The organism is Paenibacillus sp. FSL L8-0641 (assembly GCF_038006265.1).
Classification (GTDB): domain Bacteria; phylum Bacillota; class Bacilli; order Paenibacillales; family Paenibacillaceae; genus Paenibacillus; species Paenibacillus polymyxa_D.
Genome location: NZ_JBBOUW010000001.1, coordinates 1,537,181 through 1,549,169, shown reverse-complemented (window position 1 = coordinate 1,549,169; position 11,989 = coordinate 1,537,181). Strand labels below are relative to the sequence as shown.

The following is an 11,989-nucleotide window of genomic DNA, read 5'->3' as shown; positions in this document are numbered from 1 at the left end:
CGTTGTATTCCTCCTACATATTCATCATCATTAAAGCCGGAGCGCCCACCAGCACAATTACCGTTAGCAAAATCAGCGCCATCGGGAATACCAGCTTAGATGAAGCCTGCTCCCCTCTTGTGCGGCTAATTGAAGTCCGCTTGCCCCATAACGTCTGGGACAACTCACGTAAAGCCATCACGAAATCGCTCCCGCCGCGCCTCATATTCAACAAAACTGTCGTCGTAAATACTGTCATTTCCTGAATACCACAACGTTTGCTCAGGTGCTCAAATGCCTGTTGAAAGGAAAAGCCGCTTTCCCATTCTGCCACCGTCTGCCTCAGTTCTCGATACAACGGATGTTCCGTATCCGCCCCTTTACGTTCCACGCAATGTAGCAATGCCCGTTGTACCGTCTCACCTGCACCTACTAAAAGCATCATTTTACTCAACAGTTCAGGCAGTTCCATTAAAATTTGCTGATCCCGCTTCTGTACTTTCCCGTGCAAATCCTTGATCAGCGCGATGGGTACCAGAAGACCAAGTCCCAATCCGAGCACCAGCCCGGTCGCATCCCCACCCAGCAAAAGCGATACTATAGCTCCACCAGCAGCCATCATATATCCGTAACCCAACATTTCTGCCAGAAAAAGCATCGTTTTTTCTCCGCTGTTGCGCATACCATACAGCTTTTGCACCGAACGCTGGAGCTTGAACATTAGCAAAGGCAGCCTATGAGTAGCACGTGAAGCATGAATCATGTGTACAAATGGGACTGAAAGTCTTTGCAGCCGCAGTCCCTCCAACTTCATATGGCGAAAATGCGCATACTTAGCACCGTGCATCTGGTTCAGCACCACCCAACCTCCCACTTGCAGAACCAGCATGACCAGACAAATCAACATCACCACACCCATCTCTCCTTACACTTCAATCTTCATAATGTGGTTGATCCACACGAGACACCCACCAAGCACCAATAAACAAAAGGTTGATAAAATCATACCTGTACCGCTGTATAAGGGCATCATGTAATCACCCGCTGTCATGGTCATAAACAATACAAACAAAAAAGGCGCCGCAAACATAACCCTCGATTCAAAACGTTTCTGCGCAATCATTACACCGATCTCCTGTTGAATTTCCAGCTTCTCACCAATGACACTTGAAGCTCGTCTTACGACTTCCACCAGATCACCTCCGGTTCGTTTGCAAGCCGCAAATACGTCCGCAAAATTCGTAATATCTTCCATCTGCGCCCGACGGGCCAAATCCTGCAAAGCGGTTTCTACAGGCTGTCCGATTTCGAGACAGGCGGTAATAATGTTAAATTCAAAAATCAGGTCGTGATCTCCATCTGGACTAAGCAATCTCAAATCCTCTACAGCCTCACGAAAACCATTCTCCACCGACCTTCCCGCTGAAAGAGAAGACGAGAGCGAATATAAAGCCTGTTTGAATTGGATGCTTAGGGCAGACCTGCGTCTTTGCAGCAAAAATTGCCTAAAATAACGAGGCATCACCCCAGCCCCGGCAGCGCACAGCAACGATAATATCCATTGGTGATAAAATAGATAACCGATCATCGCGAACAACACGCCACTAAAGAATATGCACAGACTTTTTTGTACTGTCGATAATGTATACACCGTATAATCTGGCAGAGAAGGGGCCTCACGTGATACTTGCTTGGCCGCCGTTTTTCCTGACTTCACGCTGATACGCCTCCCCTGTGCCAGTTTTCCGGATTGATCCCGGCCATTTGCAGCTTCAAAGTATGTTGCAGACCCTCGCCACAACGTTCCAGACCTCCTACGATTCGCCCCTTGCTTTCTCCTCGCTCCTGAAACCGATAAAGGGGGTTAAGCGTCACCTCACCCTTTTCAAAACCAATCACTTCGCTAATTTCCAGCACTCGTCTGGATTTGTCGCGCATCCGTGACAGATGAACAAATATATCAATGGCCGAGCTGATCTGCTGTCGTACTACTCCAAGCGGAAGCTCTGCCCCTCCCAGCACCATCGTTTCCAGCCGGCTGACCATATCGCGGATATTATTCGCATGCCCAGTTGACAAGCTCCCATCATGGCCAGTATTCATCGCTTGCAGCATATCCAATGCCTCACTCCCCCGGACCTCACCCACCACAATGCGGTTGGGCCGCATACGCAGGGAGGAACGAATCAGATCACGAATTGTGATTTCTCCCTTCCCCTCGGTGTTCGCGTTCCGTGTTTCCATGGAGACCAGATTAGGGACCGTCACAATTTGCAGCTCTGCTGAATCTTCAATGGTAATAATCCGTTCAGACGGCGGGATAAATTGGGATAATGCATTCAGAAAAGTTGTTTTACCAGAACCCGTTCCTCCGCTTATAAAAATGTTGTACTTGCTACGTACCAAGTCCTTGAGCATAGCAGCGGCTTCTGCATCCAGCGCACCCATTCGTATCAAGTCATCCATCGTCATAGGACGCTCGGGAAACTTCCGTATGGTCATCGTCGGACCCTTGAGAGCAACTGGAGGCAACACAATATTTACGCGTGACCCATCCTTTAATCGGGCATCCACAATGGGGGAAGCCTCATTCACAATTCGATTCACTCCGGCTACAATCGTCTGGATTAAATCCTCCAGTCGCTCGCGGGACTCAAATTGATCGGGTATCTGCATCACCTCACCAGCCCGCTCCACAAAGATTTCCCGGTGACTGTTGATCATAATTTCCGTAACGGTCGGGTCGTCAATCAATGGCTGGAGTACATCCAGCCCACGGAAAGAGTTAAAAATCTTGCGGACAAGTGTGTGCTTCTCCCGGGAAGTTAAGCCCACCAGCTCTACATCGTGTAAAATTCGATTTTCAATATGCCGTACCAGATCTGCATCCTTTACCGAAGACGTTACGTCCAGCCCGTTTCGGATATCTGCTCGCAATGTCTTAAATCGTTCCTCATTCATGTTCATCAGCCCCTTTTAAGACCAAACGGTGGCCGGATGTGTTACACTGTCCACATTCAGCAGCTCGCGGCATAGATGACGAATTTCCCGCTGATAAATCGGTGAACTTAGCAGCAGCTCACGGTGCTGCATCTGTTTCCATGAAGGTATATAGGGTAACGCTCCGTTTAGCTCCATGAAGTCACGAGGTAACGAGTTGATCATAGTTCCCATATAGCGGTTCACCACAAAGCTGGTTTTGCATATCATGTCTTCAAGCCCTTCAGGCCGCGTGGTTTCTAAAACATCCAGCCATAATCCGCACTTGTGCATGCTCATTAAATCGTCTGCCAGCAGCCAAATCAGCTTATGACTAGCTTCAAGCACGGCTTGAGCCCGATCACCTTTTTCAGAATCGCCATCTACGATCACTACATCATACTGTCCACTTTCGGCAACTGTTCGAATCAGCTCTTTCGCTTCATCACAAGTCATATCCGTCAGCTCCTTGCGATTATAGACAGGCTGAAAAGTATCCGCCTGAATTTCAGGGCGACGAACACAATAGGAAGCCATGGATAACGGAGTCTCCTCACTCCCTTCTGCCTTGAGATCATAGAGCAGCCTGGACAGCCCTTCTCCTTCTGCTCCGCTAGCACTGCCTGAACCAGTGAATAATGAGCTTGAATCCACCGTCTCCAGATTCAGATAGAATACCGAATATCCCTCATTCCCCAGCTGTTTGGACATATTGAGTGCGGCCGTTGTCTTGCCCAGTCCTCCGGAAGCTGCTACCATGCCGATAATCATCCCACCTTCCCGGCTGTTTACACTTTTCCGACCATTTGACTTCTGTCTCGCCGTTTCCAAAATAAAACCGACCAGTTCAGATAAAGGCTGATATTTTAATAAAGGCTGTCCATATTCGCTCACTTGTTCTCCCTCATGCAATACCAAACAAGGAATATCAGCAGCTTCCCTGTCTGTCCATAGATTCAAAAAGGGAGTTTCACCAACCACCACATCCGGTCTTTTCATTCCGCTGGTTTCCATCATGTATTGATGAAATGCCTCCGGTTGCGAAAAAGCCGTTATTCTCAGCCTTCTAGCGTACTCGCTTCCGTGAACATAATTCAGCAGCGGCTCAATATAATCCCGACCTTCTACGGCTAATACCACTTTCACTGGAATCATAATGCTCATCCCTTCCCTAACACAACAACGCAAAAAAGCACCGTTCATCCATCCGTAAGTACATACGGTTGGTGAACGGTGCTTCCGTCACGTGCAATCTATTTACTGGTAGAATAGCATAGCGCTTATATTAGAGCAAGTATTTTTTGTGCAAGTATCTTCCAAAATCCTCGTACTAAGAGAAGGCGGGCAGTCTAGCCCCGCCTCCTACCATCTTCATCTTAGTAGAATTTGTGGTGACGACGATGACAGTCATGATGGCGATGATGGCGATGATGACGTTTCCGGCAATGACATTTCTTATCAAAATCTTCATGTTTCCGATGATCACGTTCAAATTTAGGTTTAAACTTAATGACAGTCACCTTAATGATCTTCTTAAAGACACGTTTTTTTGGCTTTGGAAAATGACAATGATGCTTACGATGTTTAAACATTTAAATTCGCCTCCATTTCTTTGAGATAGAATATACTATGGAAGCAGCGAACCATCGGTAACCAGCATATGACTATTTATGAATTTGCTGGGCTAATTAATGATCTACCTCCAGCTTAATATCCGGATCATAATCCGCCACAATTAGAACATCCATATGACGTGCTTGACGGAGAATCCTCGGCACAACCGCAGACTTACCCCAACAGCTACTTCGGGAAGACTGCCCCACGATAAGCTGCGTTCCTGAATATCCTTCCACCGGAGCAATCAAAATGTCGGCAATCTCGCGTCGGCTGGAAACAAGCCGCATCTCAAAGGTTCCCCCCAGTCGGTGGGTCAGCAACTTTAGTTGTTCCAGACGAGGGTTCAGTCTCTCGGGTATACACTCACCGACATGAGCATACGTCACAATCCACACAGCCTTTAGCCGAAAGGCGATACGAAAACCACGGCGGATCAACCTTTCAGCATTTTCGCTTAGCGTCACGCCTACGAAGATCACTTCCTCCCTGCGCCACGGTCCCCGAAGTGATTCGTGTCGATCCCAGGATTCTAGCCGCTCATCTACGTCATCTGCCAATTCCCGCAAAGCAAGTTCACGCAACGCAATCAGATTGCCCAGTTTAAAAAAGTGGCTAAGTGCCTGTTCCACCTTCGCAGGATCGTATATTTTGCCCTCACGCATACGTTGCTGCAACGATTTGGGAGCCACATCAACAAGCTGCACTTCATCGGCCAGACGCATCATATGGTCGGGAACAGTCTCTCTCACTCGTATGCCAGTAATCTGTTCTACCGCATCATTTAAGCTCTCCAGATGCTGTACATTCATTGTGGATATCACAGAGATCCCTTGTTCCAAAATGGCGAGCACATCCTCATAGCGCTTGGATCTCAGACTTCCTGGGACGTTGGTATGAGCCAGCTCATCAATTAGCACCACCTCGGGATTGCGCCTGAGAATAGCTTCGGTGTCCATTTCTTCCAAGTGTGCGCCATGACGCTCAATGGACTGACGAGGGATCATCTCCAGAGAGCCTACCTGGGCCAATGTTTCTGCTCTTCCGTGCGTTTCCAGCAATCCGATAACCACATCAATCCCGCTCTCCAGCAGATCGTTTCCCTCTCTCAGCATCGTGTATGTTTTGCCGACCCCCGGAGCAGCGCCAATGTATACCTTGAGCTTGCCTCGCAGGATTTTGGCTGCCTCAGCCTGTGCTTCCTCAACGCTCAAACGATGATACGGGTCATTCTCTTCTACCTCCTGTCTCATCGTTGGTAAAATTCGCTCACCCTCCTGCTCGGCTCGGTCTGCAATCAGCAGTAGATCCATATTTTTCATTCGTTTTAAAATCCCGTTCACCAGCGATCCTTTCATCAGCTCCTGCCACGGAGTCTGCCGAGAATGTCCCATAACAATACGGGTAACATTGTGCGTCACCGCATAATGAATCAGTTGGCGAGGCAACCTTCTGCGGGAAAAAAGCGGGATTTCTTCAAATGTTGATCCTATCTTGTCGGCCAATTGCTCAATTGAGCGCTTAAAGGCTGCTGATTCCTTGGACAGCTTGCGCTTCGAGCTGACAAAGGAGACTACTAGCATATCTCCACCCAACCGCTTGGCGACCTGTTCCCCCCTGCGTACATAAATGGACCCATTCCAATGATATTGGACAGGTACTAAAATACGCTCTGCGGCTCCTGACGCCCCGTGCAAGCCCAACTCCTCCCGGTGCCGTTCCAGCGAATCATTCACATCCTCTGCTACCAATCGCAAGGCAAGCTCACGCAATTTACCCAGATTTCCCCGGTGAAACATCTCAGGATTGGGCGTATGCATGTAGCCTTTCGCCAGCCGTTCCAAAATCATCTCCGGGGTGGCATCAATCAGACGAATTTCATCCGCCAGCTCCAGTGTATCAACCGGAACCGTATATTCCGCTTCAAAGCCTGTCAGCTGATATACCCACTCCGTAATTCCTTCGAGTTCATAAACATTGACCGTCGTAATGACACTAATCCCCTGCTCCAGCAAATACCGAATATCCTCCAGCCGTGTTGGAAATGGGGCGTCTTTGCGGTTATGATGTGCCAAATGATCCACCAGTACCACCTCGGGATTTCGTGCCACCAAAGCTTCCACATCCAGATCCTTTTGCTCCTCACCATCTTTTATCCAATGAATACTAGGCACGCGCTCCAACGTGCCGACCTGTTCCACGGTCACAGGCCGCTGCATGGTCGATACCGCACAAATCACAACATCGATACCTTCATGCTGCAGCGACCGTCCCTCATGCAGCATGTGATACGTTTTACCCGAGCCACTGACCGCACCCATGTATATTTTGAGTCTGCCTCGATGCAGTTTGTTAATCGAATCCAGTATTTCCTCTGGTGATTTACGTTTGAAGCTCTCCACTTTCGTTCCTCCCCACAGCGTAGCCGCTCGTTCCGTCCATCTTATATGGTTGTAATGAATGTACTCCCGTGTCCCAATCAATTCAAGATGATCAATCAAGCTTGCCCCAAAAAAAGCCGCACAGGGTAGCATAAGCGCAAAAAAACGTGCATTCGGGTCTCTTATGCCTGAATGCACGCTATATTGGGTAACTCATATGGGATCACTTCCTATAATCACTTGCTATCTTCGCCAACGATCCCCCGCTGTTGAATTAACTTTTGCCATACCACACCGTGAGACGGGGAAAAGAGAAAAGCCAAAAGCAGCAACACACCCGATACACACAGCATACATGCCGCAATAGAAGCATCCAATACACTTGCTGTGTAAAAGCCTGCGACCGAGCTGATGGCCCCAAGTCCGACACTGTATACAATCATACGGGACAACTTCTCCGTCAGCAAATAAGCGGTAAGAGGCGGTACAACGAGCATGCCAACCACCAGAATTGCGCCCACGCTCTCAAATGACGCCACCGTCGTTAATGAGACGAGACTCATCAGCAGATAATGAAAAAAAACAACTGGAATGCCTAATGAAGCTGCCAAAGCGGGATCGAAGGAAGTAATTTTAAATTGCTTGAAAAAGCCCCCTATCACGAGCAAATTGATCAAAAACATCGCACCCGTAATCCACACAGCCCTCGGACCGACATCAAAGCCAGCTATCTCTAACGTATTCCACGGCACATAAGCAATTTCCCCATATAAAACGTGATCCATATCCAGATGGGCATTGGAAGCAAACACGCTGATCAGCAAAACACCGATAGCAAACAATGTCGTAAACACCACGCCAATGGCAGCATCACTTTGCAGACCGCTTTGTTGGAACAGCTGAATCAGGTACACCGTTAGAAGACCCAGCACTGCCGCACCAAACATCATCCAAACCGAATCTCTCGATCCGCTGATGAGAAAGGCAATGACAATCCCCGGCAGTACCGCATGACTGATTGCATCACCGATCATAGCCATTTTTCGGAGCACAAGAAAGCACCCAACGATACTACATCCCCCTGCCACTAACATTCCCGTCAAAATTACATAAAATGAACTCATAGGGCACGCTCCTCCCTTGGCTGTGTTCCGACTGTCAGCTCCAGATTTTTCCTGGCGTTCAACCGAACGATAGCCTTGGAGATCATCCCGCGCTGCGGCGCAAAAATCAAGCTCATTCCAAACACCACAGTCGCACACAACACACATAACGGTCCTGTAGGCAGATTTTGCCCCAGAGAGCTAATGAGCGTCCCACCAAGCCCCGCTATAGCACCAAACAAGCCTGATAGACACACCATGACACCCAGCTTCTCTGTCCAGTATCTTGCCGACACTGCCGGGGTAATCAGCAAGGCAGCCATCATTATGACTCCCACGGCCTGAATGCCAGCAACCACCGCAATGACAATCAATAGCATCAACAACTTATCCAGCCAACCTGCCGGAAAACCAAGTCCGCGCGCAAAGCCAGGATCAAAGCTGAGCAACTTAAATTCCTTGAAAAATAATATACATATTCCGATGAGTACCACTGAAATTACCGCCATCGTATAGACATCAGACAATACCATTGCCGCAGCTTGACCAAATAGAAATTTGTCCAATCCGCTTTGGTTTCCTGCGCCACTATGCTGAATTTCGGTCAACAACATAATGCCAAAGCCAAAAAATACCGACAGCACCGCTGCAATCGCCGAATCGCTTTTAATTCGCGAATACCGGGTTAACGCACTGATAGCAAAGGTCGCAACAATCCCTGCAATGGCGGCCCCAATCATAAATCCAAACACAGATTTTGTACCTGTGATCATAAATGCCACACATACCCCCGGCAAAGCCGCATGTGCCAAAGCATCTCCCATGAGCGACTGCTTGCGCAAATACATAAAACTGCCAATCACCCCGCTGCTTAAACCGAGCAAAATGCAGCCCAGCAAAATCCACTGCATGTTTGGATCGGTCAAAAGCGTTGCCAAGCTTGTCATACTGCTCACCTCACTCCAAGTATCGTGCCGGAATCCGGGCCTGTTTTGAGTATACTCAGACGCCCGCCATACGTACGCTGCAGATTTTCCTCGGTAAAAATATCTGTCGTCTCTCCAAACGCCATAAGATGCCCGTTCAACAGCATAACCTGATCAAAATAATCCGTGACTGTAGATAAATCATGATGAACGACAAGCACGGTTTTACCCTGCTGTTTCAGATCGTTGAGCAATGAAATAATGGCTTTTTCCGTTGCAGCGTCCACACCGACGAACGGTTCATCCATAAAATAAAGCTGAGCGTCCTGCGCGAGTGCTCTGGCTAAAAAAACACGTTGTTGCTGGCCGCCAGACAATTGACTAATCTGTCTGTCTGCATATTGGCTCATTCCAACTTTGTCCAAACTCTCCATTGCAGCCTGACGATCTGCTGCTCCCGGACGCTTAAACCAGCCCAATCTGCCATACCGTCCCATCAAAACCACATCCAATGCGTTCGTCGGAAAATCCCAATCCACCGACTCCCGCTGTGGTACATAGCCAACCTTAAGCAGCTGTTGCTTATAGGGCTTGCCGTAAACTAGCACCTCGCCCCTAAGCTTTGGAATCAATCCAAGCGTTGCCTTGATCAGTGTAGATTTCCCAGCCCCGTTCGGGCCGATAATACCAATCAGCTTGCCTTCCGGCACCTCAAAGGAAACATCGAACAAAACGGGCTTTTTTTGATAAGCTACCGATAAATCACGAACGACAAGTGGTGAATGCCCCATGTATCTCTGCCTCCTTATTTAAGAGCTTTAACAATCGTATTGACGTTATGCTTGACCATTCCGATATATGTTCCATTTTCTGTGCCCTCTTCACCCATGGCATCCGAATACAGCTCGCCACCAACCTCAATTGTATGACCTTGCTGAGCGGCCCCCTGAATAACCGCATCTATGGCCTTTCTCGGAACACTAGATTCTACGAATATGGCCTTGATTTTATGCTCCACCAAATAATCTCGCAGCTTGGTCACATCTTGAGAACCCGCTTCTGATTCTGTGCTCATACCTTGAAGTCCTCTCACTTGAATGTGGTAGGCATCTCCGAAATAGCCGAAAGCATCATGTGCCGTGACAAGCACGCGCTGGGCTTCCGGTATACTGGCAATCTGCTCTCTCGTGTAATCATCCAGCTCTCGCAGCTCAGTAAGATAGGCTTCTGCGTTGGCCTTATATTCCTCCGCATGAACAGCGTCTAGCGCCGACAATTCATCTCTGACGGTTTCTACCGCAGACATCCAATTCTGTACGTTAAACCAGATATGTGGATCATGCTCAGATCCCATTTCCGGGCTACCTGCACGCAACTGATCCTGTGCGATGTTTTTGGACACGGGTATGACGGGTTTTTGCTTGCTGATTTTCTCCAGAATGTCCTGCATTTTTCCTTCCAGATGCAATCCGTTATAAAAAATAACGTCGGCCTGATCCAGCTTGCGCATATCTCCCTGTGAAGCCTTGTACAAATGCGGGTCAACGCCTGACTTCATAATTCCCGTGACCTCCACATAATTACCGCCGACCTTGCCGACAATGTCAGAGATCATACCGATGGTAGCCGTAGCCTTTATTTTTTGTCCCGTCTCTCTCGCACTTCCCTGCTCCTTCTTCTTAGCATCGGTACATGCAGTCGCTAGAACCAGAGCTAGAGACAATACTCCAACTGTCGTTACCCAGCGCGGCAAAGCCTTCTTAAACTGCTTGTTCATGTTTTAAAATCCTCCTTTGAATTTCGTTTTGGGACAAACTATTTCCTTGATTCAATTATTTTTTATCAATACTATATTTTAGAGTATACACTAAAGTTTTTACCTAGGGAAACATTTTGTGAAATATAATTCTTCTTATGTATTTCGTTATACCGTTCGATTTTCGTTCTCCCAATGTGTAATATATAGAAGATATCCAATCGTTAAACCAAAGAATACATATAAAGAGGTGTAGGTCATGAAGCCAATAGGGTACAGCCCATATCGGAACAAACGTCGGCAAGTTCGGATACGAAAAATACTGCTCATTTTTATGCTGGTATGCTGTCTGCTTGCCCTAACTTCCTGTGCTCGAGGTGACATCCATGTAGATGTTCATCTCGATCAAAGTGTAGATATGGATGTGACGTTCAGCGTAAACAACCAGACACTGATGATGTTGGACAATCCCGGGGTGCTAGATCAATTAGTCAAGCGTATTCAAAGCAACAATGTAGATGTACAGCCGCTAGCTGAACAGGGAAGAAAGGGATATCAAATCAAGGGGCATTATCAAGGAGATTGGAGCACAAACAAAAAAAATCCCAGTCAGGGATTACATCTACCTGAGGGATTAGAAATAAAGCGCGCTGTGAGCCAACATTTTTTCACAACGAATATTGATCTTACCATGAAGCTCGATCTACCACGGATGCTTCCTGAAGAAGCTCAAGGACTGAGTGACAAATTTAAGCAAATGAATGTGTTTGCGCGCAAATTACTGGAGCGGCAGCTGGATCTTAACTTCAGCCTATCCTTACCCATCCAACCTGCTACCCATAATGCGGACCGTGTGTCGGAAGACGGAAAAACACTGTACTGGAACATTGCTCCATTGGAATCTAACGAGCTAAAATTGTCTGTTAACGTGCCCAATGTACGACATATCATGTATGTAGCTGTTACGAGCCTGATATTGATCGTGATCGCTGTGATCTTACTAATTCGTAGACATCGCTCCAAAAAAGAAACTTAAAAAAAGAAACTAAAAGTGCGTGTTCAAAAAGTCGGCTTTTCAGGACCGAGAAGGTTGGATGAAGCTAGAGACTGAGTAGCGGAGCGTAGACAGATCTACGTGAGCAACTGAAATGTTTCCGCAGGAAACATACTTCGGAAGCATATGCTATTGGCCCGGCTGAATTCAAGATTCGACGTCGAATCCGCTTCTTGAGTAGCTTCGTTATGAAAAGA

The 11,989-nt window shown here is 47.7% G+C and carries 10 protein-coding genes; 1 reads left to right on the top strand and 9 read right to left on the bottom strand.

The features are described from left to right. Nucleotides 1-13: 13 nt before the first annotated feature. The 9 genes from MKY16_RS06910 to MKY16_RS06870 all read right to left on the bottom strand — a co-directional run bounded on the left by MKY16_RS06910 (nt 14) and on the right by MKY16_RS06870 (nt 10,759). Nucleotides 14-898, bottom strand: coding sequence for a type II secretion system F family protein (locus MKY16_RS06910; protein WP_340884746.1), 885 nt, complete (start codon nt 896-898; stop codon nt 14-16). 6 nt (nt 899-904) lie between these two features. Further along, a complete protein-coding gene (locus tag MKY16_RS06905; protein ID WP_318626876.1) occupies nt 905-1,696 on the bottom strand; it encodes a type II secretion system F family protein in 792 nt (263 codons plus the stop codon). Further along, nucleotides 1,693-2,940, bottom strand: coding sequence for a CpaF family protein (locus tag MKY16_RS06900; protein WP_340954777.1), 1,248 nt, complete (start codon nt 2,938-2,940; stop codon nt 1,693-1,695). The genes MKY16_RS06905 and MKY16_RS06900 overlap by 4 nt, the downstream gene beginning before the upstream one ends. 15 nt (nt 2,941-2,955) lie before the next feature. After that, nucleotides 2,956-4,113, bottom strand: coding sequence for a ParA family protein (locus tag MKY16_RS06895; protein ID WP_340954774.1), 1,158 nt, complete (start codon nt 4,111-4,113; stop codon nt 2,956-2,958). 533 nt (nt 4,114-4,646) lie between these two features. Continuing rightward, nucleotides 4,647-6,974, bottom strand: coding sequence for a histidine kinase (locus MKY16_RS06890; RefSeq protein WP_165145395.1), 2,328 nt, complete (start codon nt 6,972-6,974; stop codon nt 4,647-4,649). 215 nt (nt 6,975-7,189) lie between these two features. Further along, the gene (locus MKY16_RS06885) at nt 7,190-8,077 is read right to left on the bottom strand and encodes a metal ABC transporter permease (RefSeq protein ID WP_069012197.1); all 888 of its coding nucleotides are present in this window, start codon (nt 8,075-8,077) and stop codon (nt 7,190-7,192) included. Next, complete coding sequence (locus MKY16_RS06880) at nt 8,074-9,003, bottom strand: metal ABC transporter permease (RefSeq protein WP_029516359.1); 930 nt, start codon at nt 9,001-9,003, stop codon at nt 8,074-8,076. Before MKY16_RS06880 ends, MKY16_RS06885 begins: the two co-directional genes overlap by 4 nt. A 5-nt stretch (nt 9,004-9,008) precedes the next feature. Then, nucleotides 9,009-9,773, bottom strand: a complete 765-nt coding sequence (locus MKY16_RS06875) for a metal ABC transporter ATP-binding protein (protein WP_029516358.1) — start codon at nt 9,771-9,773, stop codon at nt 9,009-9,011. Nucleotides 9,774-9,787: 14 nt separating this feature from the next. Then, nucleotides 9,788-10,759: a metal ABC transporter solute-binding protein, Zn/Mn family gene (locus MKY16_RS06870; protein WP_340954771.1), complete on the bottom strand. Its 972-nt coding sequence runs from the start codon at nt 10,757-10,759 to the stop codon at nt 9,788-9,790. 238 nt (nt 10,760-10,997) lie between these two features. On the opposite strand from MKY16_RS06870, the gene MKY16_RS06865 reads away from it, so the two are divergent. Further along, nucleotides 10,998-11,774, top strand: a complete 777-nt coding sequence (locus MKY16_RS06865; RefSeq protein WP_340954768.1) for a DUF3153 domain-containing protein — start codon at nt 10,998-11,000, stop codon at nt 11,772-11,774. Nucleotides 11,775-11,989: the final 215 nt, after the last annotated feature.

Excerpts from the sequence above, each read along its gene's own strand:
- MKY16_RS06895 (WP_340954774.1), bottom strand. The coding sequence starts at position 4,113 with ATGATTCCAGTGAAAGTGGTATTAGCCGTAGAAGGTCGGGATTATATT.
- MKY16_RS06875 (WP_029516358.1), bottom strand. The coding sequence starts at position 9,773 with ATGGGGCATTCACCACTTGTCGTTCGTGATTTATCGGTAGCTTATCAA.
- MKY16_RS06865 (WP_340954768.1), top strand. The coding sequence starts at position 10,998 with ATGAAGCCAATAGGGTACAGCCCATATCGGAACAAACGTCGGCAAGTT.
- MKY16_RS06870 (WP_340954771.1), bottom strand. The coding sequence starts at position 10,759 with ATGAACAAGCAGTTTAAGAAGGCTTTGCCGCGCTGGGTAACGACAGTT.
- MKY16_RS06880 (WP_029516359.1), bottom strand. The coding sequence starts at position 9,003 with ATGACAAGCTTGGCAACGCTTTTGACCGATCCAAACATGCAGTGGATT.
- MKY16_RS06910 (WP_340884746.1), bottom strand. The coding sequence starts at position 898 with ATGGGTGTGGTGATGTTGATTTGTCTGGTCATGCTGGTTCTGCAAGTG.
- MKY16_RS06900 (WP_340954777.1), bottom strand. The coding sequence starts at position 2,940 with ATGAATGAGGAACGATTTAAGACATTGCGAGCAGATATCCGAAACGGG.
- MKY16_RS06885 (WP_069012197.1), bottom strand. The coding sequence starts at position 8,077 with ATGAGTTCATTTTATGTAATTTTGACGGGAATGTTAGTGGCAGGGGGA.